This is a genomic window from Streptosporangium sp. H16 (assembly GCF_051918855.1).
GTDB lineage: Bacteria > Actinomycetota > Actinomycetes > Streptosporangiales > Streptosporangiaceae > Streptosporangium.
The window spans coordinates 14,591-40,420 of the sequence record NZ_JBPXMD010000043.1; the positions used below are offsets into that span (position 1 = coordinate 14,591).

The 25,830-nt window shown below is 73.3% G+C and carries 25 protein-coding genes; 10 read left to right on the forward strand and 15 right to left on the reverse strand.

Annotated elements, in window-relative coordinates; translation table 11 throughout:
• Window positions 1-21 precede the first annotated feature (21 nt).
• The 3 genes from ACTOQ2_RS38955 to ACTOQ2_RS38965 all read right to left on the reverse strand — a co-directional run bounded on the left by ACTOQ2_RS38955 (window position 22) and on the right by ACTOQ2_RS38965 (window position 2,658).
• Window positions 22-417: a hypothetical protein gene (locus tag ACTOQ2_RS38955; protein ID WP_440106259.1), complete on the reverse strand. Its 396-nt coding sequence runs from the start codon at window positions 415-417 to the stop codon at window positions 22-24.
• Window positions 418-531: 114 nt separating this feature from the next.
• Complete coding sequence (locus ACTOQ2_RS38960; protein WP_440106261.1) at window positions 532-1,854, reverse strand: hypothetical protein; 1,323 nt, start codon at window positions 1,852-1,854, stop codon at window positions 532-534.
• A 93-nt stretch (window positions 1,855-1,947) separates the two neighbouring features.
• Window positions 1,948-2,658, reverse strand: a complete 711-nt coding sequence (locus ACTOQ2_RS38965; RefSeq protein ID WP_440106263.1) for a TetR/AcrR family transcriptional regulator — start codon at window positions 2,656-2,658, stop codon at window positions 1,948-1,950.
• A gap of 144 nt (window positions 2,659-2,802) precedes the next feature.
• Between ACTOQ2_RS38965 and ACTOQ2_RS38970 the strand changes: the two genes are divergently transcribed.
• Both ACTOQ2_RS38970 and ACTOQ2_RS38975 read left to right on the forward strand, forming a co-directional pair.
• Window positions 2,803-4,461, forward strand: a complete 1,659-nt coding sequence (locus ACTOQ2_RS38970; RefSeq protein WP_440106265.1) for an ABC-F family ATP-binding cassette domain-containing protein — start codon at window positions 2,803-2,805, stop codon at window positions 4,459-4,461.
• A gap of 63 nt (window positions 4,462-4,524) precedes the next feature.
• Window positions 4,525-5,400 carry a hypothetical protein gene (locus ACTOQ2_RS38975; protein WP_440106267.1) on the forward strand — a complete coding sequence of 292 codons (876 nt, stop codon included), beginning with the start codon at window positions 4,525-4,527 and terminating at the stop codon, window positions 5,398-5,400.
• A gap of 115 nt (window positions 5,401-5,515) precedes the next feature.
• Here ACTOQ2_RS38975 and ACTOQ2_RS38980 read toward each other — a convergent pair whose 3' ends face one another.
• Both ACTOQ2_RS38980 and ACTOQ2_RS38985 read right to left on the reverse strand, forming a co-directional pair.
• On the reverse strand, window positions 5,516-6,043 hold the full coding sequence (locus ACTOQ2_RS38980) for a hypothetical protein (protein ID WP_440106269.1): 528 nt from the start codon (window positions 6,041-6,043) through the stop codon (window positions 5,516-5,518).
• Between the two features lie 110 nt (window positions 6,044-6,153).
• Window positions 6,154-6,600 (reverse strand): MarR family winged helix-turn-helix transcriptional regulator, encoded by a 447-nt coding sequence (locus tag ACTOQ2_RS38985; protein WP_440073402.1) that lies wholly within the window; start codon window positions 6,598-6,600, stop codon window positions 6,154-6,156.
• Window positions 6,601-6,823: 223 nt separating this feature from the next.
• Here ACTOQ2_RS38985 and ACTOQ2_RS38990 point away from each other — a divergent pair, with 223 nt between their 5' ends.
• Window positions 6,824-7,411, forward strand: a complete 588-nt coding sequence (locus ACTOQ2_RS38990) for a DinB family protein (RefSeq protein WP_440106271.1) — start codon at window positions 6,824-6,826, stop codon at window positions 7,409-7,411.
• A 9-nt stretch (window positions 7,412-7,420) separates the two neighbouring features.
• Window positions 7,421-8,437, forward strand: a complete 1,017-nt coding sequence (locus ACTOQ2_RS38995; protein WP_440106273.1) for an NAD-dependent epimerase/dehydratase family protein — start codon at window positions 7,421-7,423, stop codon at window positions 8,435-8,437.
• A gap of 143 nt (window positions 8,438-8,580) precedes the next feature.
• On the opposite strand, the gene ACTOQ2_RS39000 is transcribed toward ACTOQ2_RS38995, so the two are convergent.
• Window positions 8,581-9,927: a hypothetical protein gene (locus ACTOQ2_RS39000; protein ID WP_440106275.1), complete on the reverse strand. Its 1,347-nt coding sequence runs from the start codon at window positions 9,925-9,927 to the stop codon at window positions 8,581-8,583.
• A 91-nt stretch (window positions 9,928-10,018) separates the two neighbouring features.
• Here ACTOQ2_RS39000 and ACTOQ2_RS39005 point away from each other — a divergent pair, with 91 nt between their 5' ends.
• The 4 genes from ACTOQ2_RS39005 to ACTOQ2_RS39020 are packed head-to-tail and all read left to right on the forward strand — an operon-like array spanning window position 10,019 to window position 12,325.
• Window positions 10,019-10,219 (forward strand): hypothetical protein, encoded by a 201-nt coding sequence (locus tag ACTOQ2_RS39005; protein ID WP_440106276.1) that lies wholly within the window; start codon window positions 10,019-10,021, stop codon window positions 10,217-10,219.
• Complete coding sequence (locus ACTOQ2_RS39010) at window positions 10,216-10,827, forward strand: methyltransferase domain-containing protein (RefSeq protein ID WP_440106278.1); 612 nt, start codon at window positions 10,216-10,218, stop codon at window positions 10,825-10,827. The genes ACTOQ2_RS39005 and ACTOQ2_RS39010 overlap by 4 nt, the downstream gene beginning before the upstream one ends.
• The gene (locus ACTOQ2_RS39015) at window positions 10,806-11,906 is read left to right on the forward strand and encodes a molybdopterin-dependent oxidoreductase (protein ID WP_440106280.1); all 1,101 of its coding nucleotides are present in this window, start codon (window positions 10,806-10,808) and stop codon (window positions 11,904-11,906) included. The genes ACTOQ2_RS39010 and ACTOQ2_RS39015 overlap by 22 nt, the downstream gene beginning before the upstream one ends.
• Complete coding sequence (locus tag ACTOQ2_RS39020) at window positions 11,903-12,325, forward strand: hypothetical protein (RefSeq protein WP_440106282.1); 423 nt, start codon at window positions 11,903-11,905, stop codon at window positions 12,323-12,325. The genes ACTOQ2_RS39015 and ACTOQ2_RS39020 overlap by 4 nt, the downstream gene beginning before the upstream one ends.
• Window positions 12,326-12,387: 62 nt before the next feature.
• Here the strand turns inward: ACTOQ2_RS39020 and ACTOQ2_RS39025 are convergent, their stop codons facing one another.
• The 4 genes from ACTOQ2_RS39025 to ACTOQ2_RS39040 all read right to left on the reverse strand — a co-directional run bounded on the left by ACTOQ2_RS39025 (window position 12,388) and on the right by ACTOQ2_RS39040 (window position 18,168).
• On the reverse strand, window positions 12,388-13,152 hold the full coding sequence (locus tag ACTOQ2_RS39025; protein ID WP_440106284.1) for an SDR family NAD(P)-dependent oxidoreductase: 765 nt from the start codon (window positions 13,150-13,152) through the stop codon (window positions 12,388-12,390).
• 78 nt (window positions 13,153-13,230) lie between these two features.
• Window positions 13,231-16,341, reverse strand: coding sequence for a BTAD domain-containing putative transcriptional regulator (locus ACTOQ2_RS39030; RefSeq protein ID WP_440106286.1), 3,111 nt, complete (start codon window positions 16,339-16,341; stop codon window positions 13,231-13,233).
• A gap of 217 nt (window positions 16,342-16,558) precedes the next feature.
• On the reverse strand, window positions 16,559-17,125 hold the full coding sequence (locus ACTOQ2_RS39035; RefSeq protein WP_440106288.1) for an Ig-like domain-containing protein: 567 nt from the start codon (window positions 17,123-17,125) through the stop codon (window positions 16,559-16,561).
• A 326-nt stretch (window positions 17,126-17,451) separates the two neighbouring features.
• Entirely contained in the window at window positions 17,452-18,168 is a 717-nt protein-coding gene (locus ACTOQ2_RS39040; protein WP_440106290.1) for a polyprenol monophosphomannose synthase, read from the reverse strand.
• A 322-nt stretch (window positions 18,169-18,490) separates the two neighbouring features.
• On the opposite strand from ACTOQ2_RS39040, the gene ACTOQ2_RS39045 reads away from it, so the two are divergent.
• Window positions 18,491-19,516: a hypothetical protein gene (locus ACTOQ2_RS39045; protein ID WP_440106292.1), complete on the forward strand. Its 1,026-nt coding sequence runs from the start codon at window positions 18,491-18,493 to the stop codon at window positions 19,514-19,516.
• A 168-nt stretch (window positions 19,517-19,684) separates the two neighbouring features.
• On the opposite strand, the gene ACTOQ2_RS39050 is transcribed toward ACTOQ2_RS39045, so the two are convergent.
• Window positions 19,685-21,181, reverse strand: a complete 1,497-nt coding sequence (locus ACTOQ2_RS39050) for an aldehyde dehydrogenase family protein (protein WP_440106294.1) — start codon at window positions 21,179-21,181, stop codon at window positions 19,685-19,687.
• 344 nt (window positions 21,182-21,525) lie between these two features.
• On the opposite strand from ACTOQ2_RS39050, the gene ACTOQ2_RS39055 reads away from it, so the two are divergent.
• On the forward strand, window positions 21,526-22,071 hold the full coding sequence (locus ACTOQ2_RS39055; protein ID WP_440106296.1) for a DoxX family protein: 546 nt from the start codon (window positions 21,526-21,528) through the stop codon (window positions 22,069-22,071).
• 121 nt (window positions 22,072-22,192) lie between these two features.
• Here the strand turns inward: ACTOQ2_RS39055 and ACTOQ2_RS39060 are convergent, their stop codons facing one another.
• The 4 genes from ACTOQ2_RS39060 to ACTOQ2_RS39075 all read right to left on the reverse strand — a co-directional run bounded on the left by ACTOQ2_RS39060 (window position 22,193) and on the right by ACTOQ2_RS39075 (window position 25,715).
• Window positions 22,193-22,996 carry a (2Fe-2S)-binding protein gene (locus ACTOQ2_RS39060; RefSeq protein WP_440106298.1) on the reverse strand — a complete coding sequence of 268 codons (804 nt, stop codon included), beginning with the start codon at window positions 22,994-22,996 and terminating at the stop codon, window positions 22,193-22,195.
• A 178-nt stretch (window positions 22,997-23,174) separates the two neighbouring features.
• Entirely contained in the window at window positions 23,175-24,539 is a 1,365-nt protein-coding gene (locus ACTOQ2_RS39065) for an FtsX-like permease family protein (RefSeq protein ID WP_440106300.1), read from the reverse strand.
• Complete coding sequence (locus ACTOQ2_RS39070; RefSeq protein WP_440106302.1) at window positions 24,536-25,198, reverse strand: ABC transporter ATP-binding protein; 663 nt, start codon at window positions 25,196-25,198, stop codon at window positions 24,536-24,538. Before ACTOQ2_RS39070 ends, ACTOQ2_RS39065 begins: the two co-directional genes overlap by 4 nt.
• Entirely contained in the window at window positions 25,191-25,715 is a 525-nt protein-coding gene (locus tag ACTOQ2_RS39075; protein ID WP_440073375.1) for a PadR family transcriptional regulator, read from the reverse strand. Before ACTOQ2_RS39075 ends, ACTOQ2_RS39070 begins: the two co-directional genes overlap by 8 nt.
• Between the last annotated feature and the right edge of the window lie 115 nt (window positions 25,716-25,830).

The following is a 25,830-nucleotide window of genomic DNA, read 5'->3' on the forward strand; positions in this document are numbered from 1 at the left end:
GGGACCTCCGGCGACGCGCGGTCAGGCGCGGCGCAACCCGACGTACTGGAGCTCGGCGAAGGCGCCGACCAGGAGAGCCTGGGCGAGAACGAAGGCGACGCCCAGCGGGTTGGGATCCACCCAGCCGGTGAACAGCAGCAGGACGCTGTCCACGGCCCACAGCGCGTTGACGGCGATCAGCGTCCAGACGCCTCCCCTGGGCGGGACCGGGCGACCGGCGAGGTAGGCGACGAACGCGGTGAACGGCAGCAGCCCGATCCCGGCCCAGCGAAGCAGCGGCTCGGGCAGGGCGAGCAGATCGGCCAGCGGCGCCGCCGCGACGGCCAGGCCGAGCGCGAACCCTCCGGTGAGGAGGGCGTCCGTCCACAGCACGCGGGTGAGCAGAGGGGTACGGGAGGTGAGGGTGGTCGTGCTCATCGATGTCTCCTTCGCCGAGGGCGCGGGCTTCCGGCTTCGCGGAAGGCGTCGGGGCTTCCGACACGCTCAGCACACCGCCTCACCCGCTGCCATCTGCAGACATGGCACTGCCATTCACTGCCAGTTCTCCCGGCGAAGATCATCCGCAACGAGTTTGGCCGCCGCGTTCTGCCAGTTGTAGAGCGTGCGTTCGGGAACCTCGCGGACGAACCAGTCGAACGCCTGCCGTTCGGCCGCGGCGAGCCCGCCGCGGCCGGCCCCGCGCCGGTAGGGACGCAGCCCCCGGACGTACGGGAAGTACAGGACGTTGTAGAACCGCCACTCCTCGCTGGTGCCGAACTCCCCTTCGCGGGGCTTGAGCCGCTGGATGCTCTCCAGCAGCAGGTGCTTCAGCTCGGCGGCCCGCTCCAGCGGGCTGTCACCGGCGACCCGCGCCCCGATCACCGGCAGGTTCGCGAGCGGGCTGCTGGCGAGCTTGCCCAGATCCCCGTAATTGGCCAGGGCGCGCCGCGTCAGCCGTACGAACTCGGCCTCGTCCGGCGGCGGCGGACCCTGCTCGCGACGCGGCAGCGCCTCGGACGTCTCGCGCAGCTCGGCCCGCTCGCGGCGGATCCGCGGATCACCGGGAAAGGCGATCCGGTCCAGCGCCCGGTGCACCGGACCGGCCAGCGTCTGTACGGCGACGGCCACCGCGATCACGCCGAACAGCAGCGCCGAGAGGGCGGGAGCGGGCCCGCTGAGCGCGACGGCCAGCGCGACCTGGCCACCGGACGCGACGGCCACGACCGCCGCCCCCAGCAGGGACCGCAGCATGTCGCGCCAGAGCGCCTCGCCCGCCTGGAACGCGCTGGACATCGCGATGGCCACGCCCAGCAGGACCATGTCCACGTCGACGGCGATGACGGAGAGCAGGCCGGGCGGGCCGAACAGCGGGAACATGAGCAGCGCGGCCCCCAGCCCGAAGAACAGCGTGGCGACCGCCGCCAGCCACCCGGCCCGCGGCGGCCTGGCCCGCACGAGCAGCACCAGCACCCCGGCCAGCGGTCCCAGCAGCAACACCCCGATCACCACCCGCGCCGCGAGGTTCTCCCCCGGCCCCGGGCCGGACGCCGCCAGCCACACGAACGCCACGAGCGTGAGCGGGACGAGCCCCCTGGACCAGGCCCGGTCCAGCCGCTCACCGCGGGGAACGAGGGTCAGCACGGCCCCCGTCCACAGCAGCGCCGGCAGGTGGACCAGCATGAGCTCGACCGCGCCCAGCACCTCCGCCGCGGGCCCCGGTACGTCGGTGAGCACCTGGGCGATCGCGAGCGCGGCACCGTAGGCCAGCAGCCCCAGACCGGCCCGCCGCGGCCCGCGCTCCCGGGGATCCCGCGCGATCACGTAACACCCGAGCCACCAGGTGAGCCCGAACACGGCCGCGACAGCGAAGAGCATCCCGCCCCCTTTCCGGCCGCGAGCGTATCGGCCGCGCGTTCCGGCCCTGTCACCAGGTGAACGGGAATCCGCGCGGGGTCGCTGACGCCCGTCTCAGCGGATCCGCGACTCGATGCCGTCCAGCAGGTAGTCCAGCCCGGTGGTGAACACCGGGTCCCAGTCGTTGCCCATCGGGGACCCGTGCGCGGCGAGAGTCGGATACAGCTCGCTGCGCGTCAGCACGTGCAGGTCGGCGGCCCGCTTCCACTCGGCCTCGCCGTACCCCGCCCCGGCGACCTGCATCGTCGCGGAACCGATGACGTAGTTGGCCAGGGCGTACGCGGCGGCGGTCAGACGCGGGCCGGTGAGACCGGCCCCCGCCAGCACGGCGTGCAGGTGTTCGGTGCGGGCCAGGACGTTGGGGCCCAGCAGGGGGCGGTCCAGCACCCTCACCGACCACGGGTGGCGCAGCATGGTGGCGCGCCACTCGGCGATCAGAGCGGTGACGTCGTCGCGCCACGCGCCCTGTGGCCCCGGCGGGAGGGGCACCTCGCCGAACACGGCGTCGAGCGCGAGGTCCAGCACGTCGTCCTTGGTCTCGACGTGCAGGTAGAGCGTGGTGGCGGCGGTCCCCAGCCGCTCGGCGAGCCGGCGCATGGTCAGCCGGTCGGCCCCCTCCTCGTCCAGCAGCTCCACGGCCGCCGCCACGATCCGCCCGAGGGTGACCACCGGCTCGGCCCGGCCCGCGCGCGGGGGGCGCAGCCACACCCCCGGCGCCGCCTCACCGCTCTGGCGCCGCGTTCTCCTGCCCGGCGTAGCGCTCACGCTTCTCCGATCCCCGCCTCGTCCACTCCGGAGATCTTAATGGCTTGAGAAGCGGGGTAATCAATGTTCATAGTGTATGACCAATGTTCTAACTGCGGTTTCTCTCCACCACGAGGAGACCGCCGCCTTCGAGGGGACGCGACCGTGGGACATGTCGAGGCCGACGAGCTGACCTACGTGCTGCCGGACGGGCGGCTGCTGCTCAACGAGGTGTCCTTCCGCGTCGGCGACGGCGTCACCGCGGCACTGGTCGGTCCCAACGGCGCGGGCAAGACCACCCTGATACGGCTGATCGCCGGCGACCTCTCCCCCTCCGCCGGGCGGATCACCGCGTCCGGCGGGCTCGGCGTGATGCGCCAGTTCATCGGCGGCCTCCGCGGCGGCCTGACGGTACGCGAGCTGCTGCTGGCGGTGGCCCCGGAACGCGTGCGCGCCGCGACCGCCGAGCTGGAGCGGGCCGAGCGCGCGCTGGCGGAACGCGACCTGGAGGAGACCCAGCTCGCCTACGCCCGCGCCCTCGGCGACTACGCCGACGCCGGCGGCTACGACATCGAGGTCACCTGGAGCGCCTGCACCACCTCGGCCATGGGCGCCGGCTACGAACAGGTGGCGGGCCGCGACGTCGGCACGCTGTCGGGCGGCGAGCAGAAAAGGCTCGCGCTTGAGGCGCTCCTGCGCGGCCCCGACCAGGTCCTGCTGCTCGACGAGCCCGACAACTACCTGGACGTCTCCGGCAAGCAGTGGCTGGAGGAGCAGCTGGGGGCCACCCGGAAGACCGTCCTGCTCGTCTCCCACGACCGCCGGCTGATCGCCAACACGGCCACCCGCGTCATCACCGTGGAGTCACGCGGGGTGTGGACCCACGGCGGGGGCTTCGCCACCTACGCCCAGGCCCGCCTCGACCGCAACGAGCGCCTGCACGAGCGCCGCCGCCGCTGGGACGAGGAGCACGCCCGCCTCAGGAAACTGGTCCACACCCTGCGCCAGAAGGCGACCAACAACGACTCCGTCGCCTCCGCCTACCGGGCCGCCCAGACCCGGCTGGGCAGGTTCGAGGAGGCGGGCCCGCCCGAGAGCGCGCCCAGGGAGCAGAACGTCCGGATGCGCCTGAGCGGCGGCCGTACCGGCAAGCGCGCGCTCACCTGCACCCGCCTGGAGCTGACCGGCCTGACGGAGCCGTTCGACGTCGAGATCCACTACGGGGAGCGGGTGGCGATCCTCGGCCCGAACGGCTCCGGCAAGTCCCACTTCCTGCGACTGCTGGCCGAAACGGGGAGCGGCGCGCTCCCCCGGGTGCCGGCGTCGCCCGCTCCGGCACCCCCGCCGGTACGTCACCGGGGCACCGTGGAGCTCGGGGCCAGGGTCGTGCCCGGCCACTTCGTCCAGACGCACGCCCGGCCCGACCTCGCCGGGCGGACTCCCGCCGACATCGTCACGGCCGCCGGGTCGCTGACGCTCAACGACGCCATGGCCGCCCTCGCCCGCTACGAGCTCGCCCCCGCCGGCCGGCAGCCCTTCGAGACCCTCTCCGGCGGCCAGCAGGCACGCCTGCAGATCCTGCTGCTCGAACTGTCGGGGGCCACCCTGCTGCTGCTCGACGAGCCGACCGACAACCTCGACCTGGCCGGCGCGCAGGCACTCCAGGACGGCCTCGCCTCCTTCTCCGGCACCGTCCTCGCCGTCACCCACGACCGGTGGTTCGCCGACGACTTCGACCGGTTCCTGATCTTCGGCGCCGGCGGGGAGGTCCAGGAGTCCGCCGAGCCCCTCTGGCGGCCGGACCGGACCCGCCGCGCGCGGTGACGGACCGGCGGCGTCCGATTCCTACAAGACGACCGGGCCGGTCACCCGGCAGCATGGGACACCATGAGTGACAGCATCCTCGACAGCGCTCGGGCCTTCATCCTCCGCGAGGGGCGCCTGCTCGAACGCCGCCTGTTCGCCACCCTTTTCCAGGGGGCGCCCGCCACCGGGGTGGTGGACGCCCTGCGCGGCTACCGGAACGCCGACGGCGGCTTCGGCCACGGTCTCGAACCCGACAAGCGCTGCCCCGACAGCCTGCCCATCGACGTGGAGACCGCGTTCCTGACGCTGCTGGCGGCGGGGGTGCCGGCGACCGGCCCGCTGGTGCCGGAGGCGTGCGACTGGCTGGCGACGGTCGCCGCGCCCGACGGGGCGGTGTCCCTGTCCCTGCCGGTCATGGAGGCCTATCCGAGGGCCGTGCACTGGTCGGAGTGGACCTACGCGCCGGGGCTGAACCCCACCGCCGGGCTGGCCGGGCTGCTGCACCGGATGGGCGTGGAGCATCCGTGGCTCACCCGGGCCACCGACTGGTGCTGGTCGGCGCTGGAGAAGGGCTTCCCCGAGGACGCGCACGCCATGTCCGAGACACTCGTCTTCCTCGAACACGTCCCGGATCGCGATCGGGCCGAACGCCTCGCCGAGCGGGTGCTCGAATGGCTTCCCGAGCTGAAGTGGTACCGCAGCGATCCCGCGGACCCGGAGTACGGGGTCACCCCCCTGCACCTCGCCCCCCATCCCGGCAGCCGCTGGCGCCGGCTGTTCACCGACGAGGTGATCGAGGGCCACCTCGACCGGCTGGCGGCCGACCAGCAGCCCGACGGAGGGTGGGCCATCACCTGGGAGCCTCCCGGCGCGGCCGCCACCCTGGAGTACCGGGGGGTCGAGACCCTGCGGGCCCTCCAGGTGCTCAGCGCCTACCGGAGGGTGCCGTCGAGCTGACGGGGCGGCAGGCGGCGGACGGTTGGCGGTGGCGAGACGACGGGCCGGCGGGACGTCCCGGCGGCCCGTCACCCGGGGGCGTGCTCACGGACCGGCCCGTCGCCCGGGAACGTGCTCACGGATAGGCTCCCGGGCGGGCGATCATCAGGACGACGACGACCGCCCACAGCAGGTTGTAGATACCGGCGACCATGGACAGCCCGCGCAGGCGCCCGCCGTCGTCGGGCGCGGCGAGCGCGTCGCGCTGCTCCGGATAGATCCGCAGAGCCAGCAGGCCGCCCGCGAGCGCGGTGAGGGCGATGGAGACGAAGATCCACCCCTCGCCCATCCGGCCCTGGACGAGGGCCAGGACGATCCCGACGACGGGCACGACGACACCGAAGACGCCGTAGACCCGGGTGATGCGGTGCAGCGCGACGGCCACGGCCCGGTTCCGCTCCCCGGAGGCCTCCGGGGGCGCCGGGGCTTCCGGCGCTCGCGGGGCTTCCGAGAGGGAGCCGGCCGGATTGGCCCCCATGGCCGGACCCACGGGAACACCGGCGGCGACCGGCGCGTAGCGGGGGAACAGGCTCGTCGCGACGGCCGAGCCCCCGACGAACACGATGCCGGCGAGCACGTGGATCGACAGCAACACGGCTTCCACGGATTCTCCCTTCCTCACAACCTTCAGGCAGGCTGAAGCCTAACACGAAAGCTTCAGCCAGACTGAAGCCAAAGGAAGGAGACATGACGCGCGGGCGCCGGGCGGGCGGGTCAGGGCGTGGCGGGACCCCCGAACGCGGCGCGTACGGCACCGGCGACCTGCTGCTGGATCGGGTCCGCGGCGGGGCCGAACAGCAGGTCGTCGACCTCGGCTATCGCGCCCGCCGCCGCGTCGAGGAGGCGCGCCCCGTCGGGCGTGATCTCGATGGCCGACGCGGAGCCGGCGCGGGCGGTGTTGTCGCGCACCAGCCCGGCGCCGGCGAGCACCTTAACCGCGCTGTGGACACTCTGGACCGTCGTGCCGGACATGCGTGCCAGATCGCTGAACGACACTCCGGGCACGCCGGCGATGTGACCGAGCAGACCGAGCCTGCTGACCGTGAGATCGAGCGGCGCGAGGGCGGCGTTGAGCTCGGTCTCGATCCGGCGCGCCAGCGTGAGCAACACGATGGAGACGCTGGTCGCGGGCGGACCGGGACGGCTGTTCTCGATGGTCACCTCCCCAGTCTCCCGCACCGCGGAAGTACCGGGCCGTCACCGGCGGCGTGCCGCGCGCGGCGGGCGGACGCCGCCCGCCTCGCTCCGGCGGGATCCGGCGGGATCCGGCGGGATCCATCCGTGCCCGGCCCGCGTCGGCCCGCACGTCACCCGGCCCACACCCCGTCCTTCCGGCCGTGAAAACCGGTGGCAGGCCGGCCGGGAGCGGTGCCAGAGTGCCCGGGTGACCGTACCTCGCGTTGATCTACTGATCCGGCAGCTCGACATCGCATGGGCGCTGTTCGAGTACCACCTGAAGGACCTCGACGACCAGGCCTGCCTCTGGGAGCCCGCGGCGGGCTGCTGGACCGTCCGGCCGGACGGCCGGGGCCGCTGGGTGGCCGACTGGGAGGTGCCGGAGCCGGATCCCGCGCCGGTCGTCTCCATCGGGTGGCTGACCTGGCACATCGGCTTCTGGTGGACGACCACCCTCGGACACTGCTTCGGGTCCGGGGCACCCGCGCGCGAGGAGATCACCTGGCCGGGCGGCACCGCGGCCGCGGCCGGCTGGTTGCGCGGGTTGAGGGACGACTGGCGGGCGGCCCTGCTGCCGCTCACCGACGCCGACCTCGACTCCGCCGACAGGACCGCCGGCCTGCCGTGGGGACGGGAACAGAGGCTGGTGGACATAGCGGGCTGGGTCACCGTCGAGCTGACCAAGAACGTTTCCGAGATCGGCCTCGTCCGCCACCTTCACGCGGCGCGGGAGGCGTCCTTACGAGATGCGAACGTCATCGCCGCGCCTCCTTCGCGCGGGCGGGGACAGGGATAGCGTCGCCGCATGAGGACACTGGTCACCGGCTCGGCCGGGTTCATCGGAAGCCACGTGGTCGAGGCCCTGGAGAGGGCCGGGCACGAGGTCGTCGGCCTCGACTCGCGGGCGGGCGGCGGGGATGTGCGCGACGGCGCGGCGCTGGACCGCGTGCTGGGCGGCGTCGACGCCGTGGTGCACCAGGCGGCGAAGGTGGGGCTGGGAGTGGACGTGTCCGATCTCCCCGACTACGCCTCGGTGAACGTGCTGGGCACCGCCACGCTGCTGGCCGCCATGGCCCGGCACGGTGTCGAGCGGCTGGTGCTGGCCTCGTCGATGGTGGTGTACGGCGAGGGCGCCTACGACTGCGAGGCCCACGGCAGGGTGCGGCCGGGTCCCAGGAGCCGCGACGACCTCGCCCGGGGAGAGTTCGAGCCCCGGTGCCCGCACTGCGGGCTCCCCGTGACCTCCGCCGTCATCGGCGAGGACGCCCCGGCCGACCCGCGCAACGCCTATGCCACGACCAAGCTCGCCCAGGAGCACCTGGCGGCGAACTGGGCGCGCGAGACGCGCGGCGCCGCCGTCGCGTTGCGCTACCACAACGTGTACGGGCCCCGGATGCCGCGCGACACCCCGTACGCGGGGGTGGCGGCCATCTTCCGGTCGGCGCTGGAGGCGGGCCGGGCCCCGCGCGTGTTCGAGGACGGCCGGCAGCGCCGGGACTTCGTGCACGTGCGCGACGTGGCCGCGGCCAACCTCGCGGCGCTCGGCGCCCTCGGCACCCTCGGCACCCTCGGCACCTCGGCCCCGGGAACGCTCACCGCCTACAACATCGCCAGCGGGGAGCCGCGCACGGTCGGGGAGATGGCCGCGGCGCTCGCGGGCGAGCGCGGCGGCCCGGCACCCGTGACCACCGGCGAGTACCGGCTGGGCGACGTGCGGCACATCGTCGCCGGCTCGGAGCGCGCGCGGACCGGACTGGGTTTTCGCGCCACGATCCCGTTCGCGGACGGGATGAAGGAGTTCTCCACCGCCCCGCTCGGCTGACGGTGAGGATGGGGACGAACGCCTCCCGGTGAGGTCAGGCTCGTCGTCCGGCCGGCCGCGGTGTCTTCAACGGGATCTGCCGAGCTCGGCGCACCGACCGCGGCGCACCGCCTTCGGCGAGGAGCCGCGCCGGTGCCGCCCGGTCACCACGGGGAGATGACGAGTCCCTGCAGCAGGAGCCCCGTCACGGCCTGGGCGGCGAGCCATCGCCGGCCGGGGGACCAGACGGCGGCCAGGACGATCCAGGCGGCATAGGGAACCCAGATACGCTCGACCTCTCCCCTGGTCACCCCGCTGACGTCGAGGGCGAGCACGGCCACGATCGCCGCCGCGACCAGGGCGCGCACGCCGCCGGGTGTCGTCCGCGCCAGGCCCGCGGCGGTCGCCGGGCCGGTCAGCAGCGCCAGCACGGCCAGATTCGCGATCAGGAAGTAGAGGTAGGGCCGGGCCGCGCCGGGGTCGGCGGCCCACTCCGCGTGAGTGGCGAGCACCCCCGAAGGCCACAGGAAGCCGCCCGCGGCGAACGTGGCCGTGACCGCCGCCACCCCCGCCAGGCAGGCGATCGCGGTCTCGCGGGAGATCCGCGCGACGACCGCGGCGACCACCGGGATCAGCAGGTAGGGCACGAGGCCGTAGCTGAGGTACGGCAGCGCCCCCAGCAGCACTCCCGCCGCCGCCCCGCAAAGGACGCGTGCCCTGCTCCCCGCGCTCCCCGCGCTCCCCGCGCCCCCGGACACCAGCAGGGCCACGCCCCAGGCGCCCACCCCCGCGAAGAGGGCGTCCATGCTCGTGGCGATCCAGACCGCGGCCGGGCTCAGCGCGAGGTACGGCAGCGCGAGCCGGGCCGTCTCCTCCCCCGCGAGCCGCCGGACGGTGACCGCGACGGCCACGACCGCCGAGCAGCCGACGACCACGACCAGCACCGCCGCCCAGAACGGGCCGGGCAGCCCCACCCTCGCCAGGGCCCAGAGCACCAGCACGGGCAACGGCGGGTGCCCCCGCACATGGGTGGGATAACCGGGAAGCCGTTCGGTGAAGGAGGCCAGCCAGCCCAGCGGGTCGTCCCCCACGGCGGGCAGCACGGCCGCGTACTCGTACGGACTGGTGAACGGCCGGGCCAGCCCCTCACCGGAGACGGCCAGCAGCACCGTCCACGCCAGGGCCGTGCCGTACGCCACGAGCAGGGCCACGCCGAAACGCGTCCGCGCGGTCAGGGCGGGCAGCACGGCGACCGCGAGAACACCGAGGAGCAGGGGCGGCAGGAGCGAGATCGACGGCGTGCGGAAGTGCCCGTGCAGCGGCGGCAGGTGGTCGATGGGCAGCATGCCCAGCGCGTGCAGAACGGCTCCGGCGGCGAACGCCGCGGCGATGAGCGAGCCCCACAGGACGAGCGCCGGCCCGCTCCGGCCACCGCCCGGGCCGACGGCCGCCCGCGACGGCCCGTCCGCCGCACGCGAAGCCCTGATCTGCTGCCGGAAGTGCTCGATCACCCTCCTACATTAGGTACGAGCGGCGTCCTTCCCGGGACACGTCACTACTCCGTAAGGGTTGGCGGGCCCTGCCGACTTTAACGTCGCAAGCATGAAGATCGATGTGGTGCTCCCGTGCCTGGACGGGGAGACGGCCCTGCCGTGGGCGCCGGAGCGCATGCATGACGGTTACCGGCCGATCGTGGTGGACGACGGGTCCACGGACGGATCACCGCGCGCGGCCGGGACGGGGGCGGCCCGGCGGCCGGGCGACACGCCGCCCGCCGCCCGCCGGGAACGGGCGATCCGATGATCGGGCAGCTCTACGAGAGATCACTGGCGGGAGCCGCGATCGAGATGGAGTACGCCGACGGCCGGACCGCGCCGCTCGACGCGGCCCGCTGGCTCGCCCCGATCGACGGGGACGAGGCCATGCTGTCGCGGTGCGCCGCCCCCACGCTGGACGTCGGCTCCGGTCCCGGCCGTCTCACCGTCGCGCTCGCGCGGCGCGGCGTCCCGGCGCTGGGCGTCGACGTCGCCCCCTACGCCGTCCGGCTCACCCGGCGCGCGGGAGGCCGGGCGATCTGCCGGAACGTCTTCGACCGGCTGCCCGGCCCCGGCCGCTGGGCCACCGTGCTGCTGGCCGACGGCAACATCGGCATCGGCGGCGACCCCGATGCCCTGCTCCGCCGGATCCGCGAGCTGCTACGGCCCGGAGGCGAGGTCATCGCCGAGGTCCAGCCGCCGAGCGTGGCGGGCCGCGTCGAGCACCTGCGGCTGCGCGGCCGCGGGCTCGCCGGCCCGTGGTTCGGCTGGGCCACCGTGTCCGTCTCCGACCTGGGAACCCTCGCCGGGCGCAACGGTTTCTCCCGCGTGGAGTCATGGAAGGAGGCAGGACGATGGTTCGCAAGCCTGCGCTGATGGAGAAGGTGGCGTTCACCAGCACGCTGCGCTCGGAGGGCGTGGCCGCCCGGCTCGGCGTGCTGCTGGGGATCAGCTTCACCGTCGCCCTGGTCACCGGCCTGTTCAGCCACTTCCTGCAGCATCCGCCTCCCTGGCTGAACTGGCCGTCACGACCCGTCTGGCTGTACCGCGTCACCCAGGGCGTGCACGTCATCGGCGGGCTGGCCACGATCCCGCTGCTGCTGGCCAAGCTGTGGACGGTCTACCCGAAGCTGTGGCAGTGGCCGCCGCTGCGTTCCGCCGCGCACGCGGCCGAGCGCGCGTTCGTCCTCCTGCTGGTCGCCGGCTCGCTGTTCCAGCTCTTCACCGGGCTGCTGAACGTCGCCTACACCTACCCGTGGTCGTTCTTCTTCACGACCGCGCACTACTGGACCGCGTTCATCGTCTACGGCGCTTTGATCATCCATGTCGCCACCGAATGGTCCAAGGTCCGCCGCTCCGTCCCCGTCCCGCTGGAACCGGACCGCCGCCGGTTCCTGCTCACCGCCGGCGCCGCCTCCGGCCTGACCGTGCTGCTCACCGTCGGCGAGACCTTCACGCCGCTCAAGCGGCTCGCCGTGCTCGCACCGAGGAACCCGGGGATCGGACCGCAGGGCCTGCCCGTCAACAGAACCGCCGAGGAGGCCGGAGTCGGACCGGCGGGCGCCGAGTACCGGCTGGTCGTCGACGGCACGGTCCGGGCGGAGTACTCCTACGAGGAGCTGCTGCGGCTGCCGCAGCACACGGTCGAGCTGCCGATCTCCTGCGTCGAGGGCTGGAGCGCCTCCGCGCACTGGACCGGCGTGCGGATGAGGGACCTGGTGGCCGGTGCCGCGCCCGACGCCGTGGTCACGGTGGAGTCGTCCGAGCGTCCCTCCGGCGCCTACCGGGTCAGCGAGCTGCGACCGCCCCACTGGAACGACCCTCTGACCCTGCTCGCGCTGCGGGTCAACGGTGAGACGCTCCACCTGGAGCACGGCTACCCGGCCAGGCTCATCGCGCCGAACCGGCCCGGTGTCATGCAGACCAAATGGGTGAAGAGGGTGACGGTCTCATGAAAGTGGCCGGTTACATCGCCGGGATCGGGCTGATCCTGCTGGGATTCACCGGTCTCCTCGCCGACGCCGGCCAGACCCGGCCGCTGAGCTGGGCGTTGTGGTTCGGCGGCCTGGTGATCGCACACGATCTGCTGCTCGTGCCGCTGGTGCTCGCGGCGGGGCTCCTGGTACGCCGGATGCGGTGGCCGTACCGGGCCGCGACGGTGATCGGCGCGCTGATCACCGTCGTCGCCCTGCCCGTGGTCCTGGGCTTCGGCCGGCGGCCCGGCAATCCCTCCCTGCTGCCACTGGACTACGGGATGAACCTTCTCTGCGTGCTCGCCGTGATCGCGGCCGGCGGGCTGCTCGCCGACGTGTTCACCCGTGTCCGCGAGAAGCGCGTCCGTGAAGCGCGCCGGTCGCCCCGCCCGCGCGGCTGAGGAGCCAATGGGGGTGCCCCCTTACGACCGTGTCCCCGCGTCACCGGGACCGGGAGGGGCGCTCAGGTGCGAGGGCCGAGATACATCCCGCCGCTGACGTCGAGCACGTGACCGGTGACCCAGCGGCCGTCGTGGGAGGCCAGGAACGCGACCGCGTCGGCGATGTCGGCGGGCAGGCCGATCCGGCCCAGCGCCGTCAGGCCGCTCATGAACTCCTCGACGCCGGGATCCTCCAGCAGCGAGGCGTTCAGGTCGGTGAGGGTGGCGCCCGGCGTGACGGTGTTCACGGTGATCCCCCGCGCCCCCAGCGCGTTCGCCAGGGTGAAGCTCATGGTCTCGACGGCTCCCTTGGTCATGGCGTAGGAGGTCTGGAAGGGCGTGGCGACCCGGGTGCTGGCGGAGGAGACGGTGATGACGCGCCCGCCGTCGCGCATCAGCGGGAGGGCCCGCTGGATGATGAAGAACGGCGCCTTCACGTTGACGGCGAACAGATGGTCGAACCCCTCGGGGGTGGTCTCCTCGATCGGCCCGGCCGGCGGTCCGGCCGCGTTGTTGACCAGGATGTCGAGCGGCTGTCCCGCCAGGCCCTCGCCCAGTCCGGCGAACAGGGTGTCCACGTCGCCGTCGACGCCGAGTTCGGCCCGGATCGGGAAGGCCCGCCCACCGGCCTTCCCGATCTCGGCCACCGTGTCGTTCGCCGCGCTCTCGTTACTGCCGTAGTGCACGGCGGTCAGCGCGCCGTCGGCGGCGAGCCGCCTGGCGATGGCCCGGCCGATGCCGCGTGAGGCTCCCGTCACCAGTGCCGTCTTGCCGGTCAGGCTTCCCATGCGAAGGCTCCCTCGTCGGTGGTTGGTGCGGCCAGCCTCTCCGGCGGCGCTGACCGTCCGCGCACCGAACACCGGCCGTCACGCACCGGGTGGTGCCGGCCGGATCAGGGCGAGGGCGTCCTCGCAGGTCATCGCCGCCCCCCGGTCGAAGGCCGCGGCGTACCTGTCCGATCCGATCCGGTCCCGGGCTCCGGCCGCCACCTCGGGTCTCGCCACGTCGCCGGCGCCGCGTGCCGCCACGGCCCGGGCTCCGCGTACCGCAACGGCCACGCCCAGCAGCAACGCGGCGCGCTCGGCATCGCCTTCGAGCAGGGCGAGACCGGCGGCGTCCGCGACCGCCTCGGCCGCCACCGGCCGGTCGCGGTGGCGGGCCGCGACCTCCAGCGCCCGGGACAACCGGGATCGCGCCCCGGCGAGGTCCCCCTCGGCCTCGGCGATCCGGCCCAGCCCGATCAGGGCTCGCGACCGCACCTGCCCGGCGCCCGCCGTCGTGGCGGCGTCCCCGTCCAGTGCCAGCTCGAAGAGGCGCCGGGCGCCGGGCAGGTCGCCACGCAGCCGCGCGACCTCGCCGAGCCCGCAGCGCGCCCCGGCCACCGTTTCCGCGGTGCCCGCCGTACGGGCGAGTTCCGCGGCGCGTTCGTAGTCGAGGTACGCGGCGGCGAGGTCGCCGCCCGCGCGGATCGCCCCGTACGCGCGCCGGCACAGCAGGTCCGCGGCGGCCTCGGCGGCGCCGAGCTCGCCGAGCAGCGCGAGCGCCTCGTCGCTCAGGGCCGACGCCCCGGCCCGGTCCCCCCGCCAGCCGGCGATCTCGGCCAGCCGGTCCAGCGCGTTGGCGGCCCCCCACCGGTCGCCGATCGACCGGAAGCCGTCGAGCGCGCGCAGGAACGCCCCCTCGGCCTCGGCCGGCTCGCCGCCGAACAGCCGCCGGTGCCCCTCGCTCAGCCGTCCCAGCGCCTGCGACCACGGGTCGGGGCCGAGCAGCCCCCGCGGGATGGGGGCGGGGGCGTCCGCGGGCACCGCGGCCATGGAGTACAGGAGGAGAAGGTGCGGGCGCCGGAGCGGGCACCCGCGGGAGAGGATGATCGACTGCGCTCGTCCCAGGCCGGGGGAGCCGGTCGGCGCGGCGTGGACGACGCACAGGACGTACTCCTCCACCAGCTCGGGCAGCACCGAGGTGCCGGGCGCCTCGGCGAGCGCGGCGGCCGACGGGGCGCCCTCGTCACGCAGGCCGCTGAGCCACCAGTGCCACGACAGCGCGGCGACCAGCCGCACCCCGAGGACGGGGTCGGCGCGGACCGCCCAGCGCAGCGCGGCGTGGAGGTTGGCGTGCTCGGCGGTCAGCGTGGCCATCCACTCCAGCTGCGAGGCGCCGCGCAGGTGGGCGTCGGCGGTCTCGGCGAGGTCGTGGAAGTAGGTGGCGTGCGCCCGCCGTACCGCCTCCCGCTCGCCGGCCTCGGCCAGCCGTTCGGCGCAGAACTCCCGTACGGTGTCCAGCATGTGGTAGCGGCCGCCGTGGGCCTCCACCAGGGACTTTTCCACCAGGCCGGTCATCACGCCGGTGGTGTCGGGCACGCCGCAGACGCCGGCGGCCGTCTCCAGGGTCGCGCCCCCGGCGAAGACCGTGAGGCGCCTGGCCAGCAGCCGCTCCCGGGCGTCGAGCAGGTCCCAGCTCCACTCGATCAGCGCGCGCAGCGTCCGGTGCCGCGGCACGGCCGTACGGTCGCCCCGCGACAGCAGCCGGAACCGGTCGTCCAGCCGGTCGGCGGCCTCCTCGGCCGTGAGCGAGCGCAGCCGCGCGGCGGCCAGCTCGATGGCCAGGGGCAGGCCGTCGAGAGCCGCGCAGATCCGCGACACCGTCCCGACGTTGCCCGCGTCCACCACGAACCCCGGGCGCACCGCGGCGACCCGGTCGGCGAACAGCCGTACGGCGGCGTGACCGAGTGCCTCCTCGGGTCCCGCCGCGGGCCCGGGGAGCGCGAGTGGCGAGACCGGGCACAGCGACTCTCCCGTGATGCCCAGCGCCTCCCTGCCGGTGGCCAGCACCCGCAGCTCCGGGCACGCGGCCAGCAGCCGGTGGACCAGCCGGGCCACGTCGTCGAGAAGGTGTTCGCAGTTGTCGGCGACGAGCAGCATCCGGCGGCCCTCCAGCTCCGCGACCAGGCGGCCGAAGGGATCGGCCGAGCCGGGGAACAGCCCGTACTCGCGCAGTCCCAGCGCCAGGCCCACCGCCTGCGGGACCCGCGTGCCGTCGCCGAGCGGGGCCAGGTCCACGAAGCACACCTCGCCCGGCTGCCGCCTGGCCACCTCGATGGCCAGCCGGGTCTTGCCCACCCCGCCGGGCCCGGTGAGGGTGACCAGGCGCGCCGTCTCCAGGAGCTCGCCGATCGTGGCACGCTCCCGCTCGCGTCCCACGAAGCCGGTGAGCTGAGCGGGCAGGGTCGTGAGGGGCGGGCGGGCGTCTCGCAGCACGGCCAGGTGGATGTTCCCGAGTTCGGTGGACGGGTCCGCGCCCAGTTCCTCGGCCAGGGTGCGCCGGGCGTCCTCGAACACCCCGAGCGCCTCGGCCTGCCGGCCCGAGCCGTGCAGCACCCGCATGAGCTGGCCGCGCAGCCGTTCCCGCAGCGGGTGCGCGTCCACCATTCTGCGCAGCTCCGCCACCATCCCGCGATGTTCGCCCAGGGCGAGTTCGGCCTCGGCCCTGTCCTCGAAGGCGGTGACCCGCGACTCCTCCAGGCGAGCCGCCTGGACCTCGGCGAACGGCGCGCCGGACACATCCGCCAGGGCCGTGCCCCGCCACAGCCCCAGGCCCTCACGCAGCAGGGCGGCCGCGCGGGGGTGGTCACCGGCGGTCAGCGCGCGACGGCCCTCGCGGGCGAGCCGCTCGAACCGGTGCGCGTCGACGCTCTCGGGATCGGTGACGAGGCGGTAGCCCGCCGGATGGAACTCGACCCGCGCGCCGACGGCCCGCAGCCCGCGGCGCAGCCGTGACACCTGGGACTGCAGGGCGTTCGCCGCACCGGGCGGTGGCGCCTTCCCGTACAGACCGTCGATCATCCGTTCCACGGTGACCACCCGGTCCGCCTCCATCAGCAGCAGGGCGAGCAGCGCGCGCAGGCTCGGCCCGCCGACGGAGACCAGGTCTCCCGCGTCGGACCGCACTTCCACCGGGCCGAGAACACCGAACAGCACACCGCAGATTGTCCCCTACCTGTCTCCCGCGGGGATCGGCCGGATCCGAGCCTCGACGCCGTGGCGGCCGTGGACGAGGGACCCGCGCCACCCCGGACCGGCGCGCCCTGCACCGATCAGGGCAGGAGGCCGATCGGGACAGGAGGCCGATCGGCGGCGAGTCCGGGAGGGGGATCGCCGCCGATCGGTGTACGGGCCGCAGGTGCCGGCCGCCCGGCTACGCGCCTTTGCCGAACACGATCCGGGTGCGGATCCTCTCCCCGGGGGCCGGGCTCCTGGTCTCCCCCCTGACCCACACCCGGATCTGGCCCACCTGGCTCCCCGGCGTGCACGGGCAGTCGAGGCCGACACGCTGGATCAGCAGCGGCGTGTTGCTGGGATCGAACTGGGCCGTACCCGGGTAGTAGGCGACGACGCGGTACACACCCGTGGGGAGGCTCGACATCGTCAGGGTGGCGACGCCGTCCACGAGCAGGGCCCTGCCCAGGGTCACCCCGTCGGTGGAGAAGGTGACCCTGCCCGTGGGGACGCTCCCGTCCGCCGCCGTCACCGTCGCGGTGAAGGTGATCGGGCCACTGTCGTTCCCCGCGCCGCAGGTCGAAACCATTCCGCTCGTGGTGACCGTTCCGCACGCCGCGGACGCGGGCGAGACGACCGTGCCGGGGTCGGGACTCGGGCCGGCGTCGTCGCGAGCGGCGGCCGCGGCGCCGGGGACGGCGGCGACCCCCATCGAGACCACGGTCGTGAGGATCCCGGCCAGCCCCGCACGCACCGTGTTCCGCACCGCCACACGAGATCGATTGGCATATATCATAATATCGTTCTTTTCTTTGGGTATTGTGCCGTCCAGACGCATTGGGATGATGCGCCACACCTTTCGACATTACTGATCCGCGGCACAACACTCGCCATATGACATACCGATAGATCCCAGCGGAGCAAATTCGTCCATGACGAATGACAACTCGCCCGATGGAGCAGGATGATTGCGAATGAGGACGACGTCCAATGCGTTCCCCGGCCCGGCGGCGCGCTCTTCGCGCCCGCCGCGGAGGCCCCGGCCCCCCGGGGCGGGACGCGCGCGGAACCGGTGCGCCGCACGGGCCCCCTTCAGCGCTTGAAGATCAACCGCCAAGGCATCAGGGCCGACTCCAGTTGCACCCGAAGGCTCATCTTCGAACTGCCCGCACGGCGGTCGGAGAAATGGATCGGGATCTCGACGATCGTCATCCCCGCCCTGACCGCCCGGTAGTGCATCTCCACCTGGAAGCTGTAGCCCCCCGAGGAGATCGCGCCGAGGTCCAGAGCGGCGAGGCTCTCCGCCCGCCAGATCTTGAACCCCGCGGTCACGTCCCGCAGCCCGACGCGCAGGATGGTACGGACGTAGAGGTTCGCCCACCTCGACAGGGCCCGCCGCCGCAGGCCCCACTCGGCGGCCAGCGTCCCGCCCGGCACGTACCGGCTGCCGATCACGCACGCCGCCCCCGTCGCCAGCGCGGTGTCGAGCAGGCGCGGCACGGCGTCGACGGGATGCGAGAAGTCGGCGTCCATCTGCACCACGAAGTCCGTCCCGGCCGCGAGGGCGGTCTCCATGCCGTCGACATAGGCGCGCCCGAGCCCCTCCCTGACCCGCCGGTGCACCACGCCGACCCGACCGGGATGCGCGGCGGCCAGCTCGTCGGCCGCCTTCCCCGTGCCGTCCGGGGAGCCGTCGTCGACGACCAGGACGCGCAGGCCGTCAAGCGGCAACGCGAGCAGCGCCTCCGTGATCGGGGGAAGGTTGTCCACCTCGTTGAACGTCGGGATCACGACGGTGACGGCGGCCATGTTCGAGGTCAGGGCCTTCCGGGCTCGATGGTCGGATGTTCTCGCCGCGGAACGGCGCGGCGTCCCCGTCCGGTGATCTCGAACACCGGAAGCGGCAAAGATCACCCCATGCTAGCGGCCGGTGGGGCGGCCGCGCCGGTCTCCTCCGAGATGGAGGCGATCGGCGCGGCACGGCGTACCGACGGCGGTACGGAGGGAAAAATCCGTTGCGCGAGTATCAGGGTGACGTATCCTAAAGAATCGTCCATTAGTCATGGAACCGGGCAGTGACCGATATCGCAAGGACATTATGCGGGCACAATCCGTATCGGCCGATCAACCCGTGGAAATCAGCTGCGACGAGTCCGGCTCGGAGGGCGAGAAACTCGTCGGCGGGAACACCGATGTTTTCACCCACGCCAGCCTGTGCCTGGACGTCGAGTCGGCGGCGAGCTGCATCCAGGGAATACGGGACAGGGGCCCCTCCCCGGCAACGGAATACAAGGCGAACGTCCTGCTCCGCGAGAAGAACAGGTCCGCCCTCACGTGGCTGCTCGGGCCGTCGGGGCCGATCCACGGGAAAGCCCACGTGCATCTGACCGACAAGACGTTCCTCGTCATCGGCAGACTCGCCGGGCTGCTCGCCGGGGAGACCGCTCACGCGCCGGACCCGGGCCCGCGACGGGACCGGCAGGCCGGCGCCATGGCCGCCGTCCTGTACCGCGAGGGCCGGCGCACGTTCGGGCACGAACGGTGGCAGCCCTTCCTGGAGTCGTTCAACGACCTGATGCGCGCCGGGAACGGCCGGGGGGCGGGGACGTCCGCCGGCGCGTTCTTCGACATGGTCGACGTCCTGTGCCTCACCGGCGCGGGGAGCGAGGCCGGCGAGATCATGGGACTGCTCCGGCGGGCCAGGCCCCGGGTGGAGTCGTTCCTGACGCGGCTTCTCGACGATCCGCGGGTGATCCCGACGCTCGATCCCCTGATCCCGGCCATCGTCCGGGCCGTCGACTTCTGGGGTGAGGGCACCAGGCCCGTCTCGATCGTCCACGACCGGCAGACCACGCTGACGGAGGAGCGCGTCGCGCGGATCAGGGAGATGCTGGGCGAGCCACGGCCCGACGGTCTCCCCTGGTCGCCGAGGAGCCGGCTGGCCGGCCTGAGGTTCGTCGCCTCGCACTCGGACGCGCGGATCCAGGTCGCCGACCTCCTCGCCGGAGCGGCGAGGAAGATAGCGTCGGACGAGCTCAACGGCCGGGGAGACGCGGAGCTCACCGCCCTGCTGCGACCGTACGTGGACGCGTTCTCGATCTGGGGAGACGACCGGAGCCGGTCCCTGCTGGAGCCCGCGTCCGGCACCCGGTCATGAGACCTTCATGGCCGCCCCGCACCGTCCCTCGCGAACCGACGTCACCCGGCGGGCGGAGCGCGGACGGCACGGGTCCGGCCGTTCCGCCGGGGACGCGCGGCGGAACGGCCGGACCCGTGCCCGCTCACCTGTCGTACGGTGCGGACACCTGCCCGGTGTGTGGCGTGGTCAGGTCTGCAGCTGGGTGCAGACGGACTTCACCTCGGTGTAGGCGTCGAGGGCCTGGTGGCCCATCTCTCGACCCCAGCCCGACTGCTTGTAGCCGCCGAAGGGCAGGGCGGCGTCGAAGACGTTGTAGCAGTTGATCCAGACGGTGCCCGCGCGGATCTTACCGGCGAGGGCGTGCGCCTTGGAGATGTCACGGGTCCAGATGCCGGCCCCCAGCCCGAAGTCGGTGGCGTTGGCCTGCGCGGCGATCTCGTCCAGGTCGGAGAACGGCGAGGCGACCACCACCGGCCCGAAGATCTCCTCCCGGACGACCTTCATCTCCGGGCGTACGTCGGTGAGCACGGTGGGCTGGACGAAGTAGCCCCGCTCCCCGTGCCGGTTGCCGCCGGCCAGCGTCTGGACGCCCTCCTCGCGCCCCGAGTCCAGGTAACCGGTCACCCGGCGCAGCTGCTCGTCGGAGACCAGGGGACCCATCTGCGTGTCGGGTTCCATGCCAGGACCGAGCCTGATGCCCCGGGCGATCTCGGCGACGCCTTCCACCACCTGGTCGAACCGGTCGCGCTGGACGAACAGCCGGGATCCGGCCACGCAGCACTGGCCGTGGTTGAAGAAGATCGCATTCGCCGCGCCCTGGATGGCGATGTCGGGGTCGGCGTCGTCGAAGACGATGTTGGGGCTCTTGCCGCCGAGTTCCAGGGTGACCTTCTTCAGGTTGCCCGCCGCGGCGTGCACGATCAGCTTGCCGACCTCGGTGGAGCCGGTGAAGGCAATCTTGTCCACGCCGTCGTGCGCGGCGAGCGCCGCACCGGCGGTCTCGCCGTACCCGGGCAGGACGTTGACCACGCCGTCGGGCATCCCGGCCTCGGCGATCAGCTCCGCCAGCCGCAGGGCGGACAGCGGGGTCTGCTCGGCGGGCTTGAGGATCACGACGTTCCCGGTCGCCAGCGCGGGCCCGAGTTTCCAGGCTGCCATCAGCAGCGGGAAGTTCCACGGGATGATCTGGCCGACCACACCGACCGGCTCGCGCAGGGTGTAGGCGTGGAATGAGGCACCCGGCATGTACGGCACCGACAGCGCGATCGTGTTGCCCTCGATCTTGGTCGCCCAGCCCGCCATGTAGTGGAACAGGTCGGCCGCCAGCGGAACGTCCGCGGCCCGTGCCACGGCCACCGGCTTGCCGTTGTCCAGCGATTCGAGCTGGGCCAGTTCCTCGGCGTGCTCCAGGATCAGGTCACCGATCCTCCAGATGATCCGGCCCCGCTCGGAGGCGGTCATCCGTGACCAGGGCCCCTGCTCGAAGGCCTTGCGAGCGGCACGCACCGCCCGGTCGATGTCCTCGGCGTCGGCTTCGGCGACGTGCGCCAGGGTCTGCCCGGTAGCGGGGTCGGGAGTCGCGAAGGTCCTGCCAGACGCCGCGTCCACCCACTGTCCGCCGATGAACAACTTGTGGGGGGTGGTGATGAAGTCCTCGACGCTCTTTTCCAGGGTCACCGTCATCAGCGTCGGCTCCCTTCCTGTTCAGAGACGCTGTGCCGGACCGCGCACCCGCCCGCACCGCGAAACCGTCCGGGGTACGCCGGCGCTCGGCCCGATGAACAATTCCTCTCAATCAGACTACGGACGAAGTGAGAGCACAAGGACTGTCCTTCGCCCGGCCTCGGTCGCGTGGAGTCCCCGTGCCGTCGTCGTCCGCGTGTGTGTCCGGCGGAAGTTCGACGTGGTGCACACAGATGTTTCCCCGCGGCGTCCACGCCGACCTCGATCTCACGCGGGCGACGCTATTGGATAGCGATAGTATCCAACACTAAGATAGTGTCACTATCCAAAGAAGGGATACGCCGATGTCCGCATTCGTCGTTGAAATCGTTCTCGTGGTCGCCACGTTGGGCTTCCGCGCCCTGGGCGCGCTCGGCGTCCGCCGGTTCGCCACCTGGCCCGCGAGCGCGGCACACGGGATGGCCGTCATGCTCGTCGTCACCGCCGCCGCGCATTTCGTCCCGGCGGGGGTGACCGTCATGCCCAACCACGCCGACCTGGTGCGCATGGTGCCGCCGATCGTGCCGTTCCCCGGTGCCGTGGTCTACGCGACCGGCGTGCTGGAACTCCTCGGCGCCGTGGGACTCGTGGTCGCCGCGACGCGCCGGGCCGCCGGAATCAGCCTGGCCGCCCTCTACGTGCTGCTGCTTCCGGCCAACGTCTACGCGGCCGTCGCCGACGTCCCCTTCGGGGGCGGCGAGGCGACGCCCCTGTGGATCAGGATCCCGGAGCAGATCCTGTACATCACGGTCGCGCTCTGGGCGGCCGGCTCGGCCGACACGATCCTGGCGCGCCGCGCCCGGACCTCGCCGCGCTCCCGCGCCGGGAGTTCGGAGCCGGCGCTCCGCTGAGAATCCGGCGTCCCATCCGGGTGCGGGGGCCGGGTGAGGGCCGTACCCGGGCGGGAAGCGGGTCGCCCCCGAACGGGGATCCGGGCCGTGCCCGAACAGGCAGGGGCCGGGAGCGACACGGTCATCGGCCGGACTCCCGTGCGGCTCGCGCCCACCGCTCGCGGCGGATCCCGGGATCGACCAGAACGCAGTCGCCGCACATGCCGCCGCCGGGCAGGCGGTAGAACAGGCAGCAGCTGCGCCGGGCGAAGGCGGGATGGCCGGGAGCGGGTTCGGCCAGCTCGCCGGTGCCGCGCAGCAGGCCGGTGTCCAGCAGTTCGCGGCCCAGCGCCACGGCCTTGGCGGCGAGTCCGGGGCGGCGGCGGCCCAGTTCGAGGAGAGTGCCCGCCAGCGCGGAGGCCGCGTTGCCCCACAGCAGGCCGGGGGCTATCGGCACGACCCGCCGGACCGTCTCGGCGAGTGGCTCCAGCAACCCGGTCACCACGCTGCGATACAGCGGCCCGGCGATCCGCGCGGGGTCGCGGACCTCCCACCCTTCCAGGTGGGCGGCCCGCAGCGGCAGCGGGCCTTCGGCCACCGCCCGCCAGTGCACGTGCCGGGGAGCCAGGTCGACGAGCAGGTCGTGGGCGACCGCGGCGCCGAGGGGCGGCGACCAGAAACGGGCGGCCAGGCCCTGGAAGAGGATGGAGGCGGCCACCCGTGTCTCCGCGGTGCCGAGCCGCCCGGCCGTGTCCGCGATCCGGGCCTCCACGGTGGCGGGGTCGGCGAGCAGGTCGGTGAGCGGCCGCCAGCCGGGCTCGCGGGGAACCGGGCCGAGATCGAGGCCGAAGTAGCCCCCGGCGGCGGCCACGTCCGCGACCGCCGCGGCGACCACGGCCGGGGAGGCGGGAAACGATCCCGGTGCCCCGGGCCGGACGGACGGCACGGCGACCACGTCCTCTCTGGAAGAGCCCGGGGAGGCTCGGGGCGACTCGTGACTCCAAGGCTCGCGAACCCAAGGCCCGTGAAGTCAGGTTCGTGCAGTCAGGGTTCGTGAATCGGGAAGAGCCGGGGAACTCAGGGAGAGCTTCCCTCACCCCATGTTCACACAACACCCCGCCCCCTCACTCGTCGCGGAGTTCCTCCGTCCGCAGCGTCCGGCGCAGGATCGGCCGGGCGGCCCGCGCCACCAGCGTCGCGGCCGACACCCCGATCCCCACCATGAGCACCGCCCGGGCGGTGGCGACGGCGAATACCTCCGGCATCTCGCGGTAGGTGTCCCACAGCGACGAGACGAAGATTCCCACCCCCGCGACGGCGGCCACGGCGCACACCGGCAGCGCCGCGATGAGCGCCTGCCGGGTGAGGACCCGGCCCAGCGCGGGACCGGGCACCCCGGAGGCGGCCAGGGCCGCGAACGAGTGCCGGTGGTCCAGCAGGTCCTCCGCCTGGTGCACCACGAGGGCGGCGGCCGAGGTGACCAGGGCGACCAGCAGGGCGAGGTCCACGAGCAGATAGGCCACGACCCGGGAAGGATCGAGGTCGCCCCGGACAAAAGCGGGCCCCTGCTGGGCGCCGACCACAGAGCCGAAGAACACGGTCAGCCCCACCACCGACAGCGCGCGGGCCCATCCCCGGGGATCGGCCTCGACCATCCGGGCGGCCAGGAGGGTCTCCGCCGCCCCGGTACGGTCACCGACCCGCCGGGCGGCCACCCGGATCAGCCACGCGGCGCCGAGGACCAGGCCGAACAGCAGGAGCACCATGCCCGCCGTCGTGGACAGCGCCGCGGCGTACGGCCCGCCGGGGAATTCTCCCTTGCCGACGAGCCCGGCGACGAGCAGCCCTGCCCCCACCGCGACCAGCGCCAGGTCGAGCGCCCGCGGACCGGCCGGGGGCGTCCGCCGGACCACGCCCAGCGGAGAGGTCACCACGTGCCGCCCCGCCATCAGCCCGGACAGTGTCCCGGCGAGCAGCACCGCGACGAGGATCGCCAGGATCCGCACCGGCGGAACCAGCGGCACCGCGCCCTCCAGCGACCACGCCAGCGCCAGGTTCGCCACCAGATACAGCGCGATGCCGGACACCCCGCCCAGCAGGGTCCGCCACCCGCTCTCGTAGGCCCCGAGCAGGCGCACCTCGCGCGGCGTGGCCCCGGCCAGCCGGAGCGCGGCCAGCCGCCGCTCCCGCGTCGTGGTGGCCAGGCGGCTCACCTGGTGGACGAAGGCCATGGTGGGCACGACCAGCAGCGTCAGCGCCAGCGCGGTGATCAGCCGCGCGTCCCTGCCGGAGAAGAAGCCCAGGTACTCGATCCGCGTCTCGACGAGGAAGCCCTCGGGGTGAATCGAGATGCCGAGCCCGAACGCCAGCAGGTTCGCCGCCACGCACAGCAGGAAGGTCGCGAGCGCCGCCCCCGCGGTCATGAGACGCCCCCGTACCCGCTCGCGCCGCGAACCGCCCCTGGCGAGCATCCGCATCACGGTGATCACACGGTCACCCCGGACAGCCTGCCGTCGCGCAGCGCGATCTCCCGGTCGGCGTAGGCGGCCACCCGGTTGTCGTGGGTGACGATCACCAGCGTGGTGCCGTCCGCGCGCGCCGTGCCGACGAGCTCGTCCATCACCCGCTCACCGGCCAGCGAGTCGAGCGCGCCCGTCGGCTCGTCGGCGAAGACCACCCGCGGACCGGTGACCAGAGCGCGGGCCACGGCGACCCGCTGCAGCTGGCCGCCGGACAGCTCGCCGGGCCGCCGGGCCGCGCAGTCGGCCACGTCCAGCCTCTCCAGCCGGGACCGGGCGGCCAGCAGCGACTCCTGGCGCCCGTGCCGGTTGAACAGCAGCGGCAGCGCCACGTTCTCCTCGGCGGTCAGCTCGGGAACCAGCCTGCCCGACTGGAAGACGACGCCGAAGCTCTGCCTGCGCAGCCTCGTGCGGTCGGCGTCGTCGAGCGTGTCGACGCGCCGCCCCTCGAAGTGGACCTCCCCCGACTCGGGACGGATGATCCCAGCCAGGCAGTGCAAAAGCGTCGACTTGCCCGAGCCGCTCGGACCGGTGATCGCGACGATCTCCCCGTCGCCGATCTCCACGGACACGCCGTCCAGCGCCACGGTCCTGGCGAAGGTCTTACGCAACGCGCGTGCCTCAAGCATCGATCTCCTCCTTAAGATCCGCGAGTCGTCGCATGGCCGTCTCGATCCAGCGCAGGTCGGCGTCGAGGTGCTGGAGCGCGTAGTCGGCGGCGAGCACCTGCGCGGGCGACCCCGAGGCCCGCTCCGCGGTGAGCTCGCGCATCCGCGCCAGATGGGCGGCGCGCTGCCTGACCAGGTACCCGTCGGCGGCGCCACCGGCGACGATCGCCACCACCACGCGCGAGACGAGCGCGCTGGAGACGTGCGGCGCGGGCGCCTCCACCTGTTCCAGCCACCGGGCCAGTTCGGCCAGGCCCTCCTCGGTGATCGCGTACACCGTGCGCTCGGGGCCGCCCTCCCGCACGGTCTCCGCCACCTCGGCGAACCCGTCCCGCTGCAGGCGCTGCAACGTCGCGTAGACCTGTCCGTACGCGAGCGGCCTGGCACCCGGCAGGCGCTGGTCATGCTCGCGTTTGAGCTCGTACCCATGCTTGGGCCGCTCGGCGAGCAGCCCGAGCATGACGTGTCCGGTAGACATGATCGCGACTATACATCCGATATATACACCAAGTGAATAGTTGGACGTCGATCACCCGGTGTCGCGGGCGCGGCGTTGCCTTGGCGCGTCGGTGGCACTACGGTTGACCTCGTGA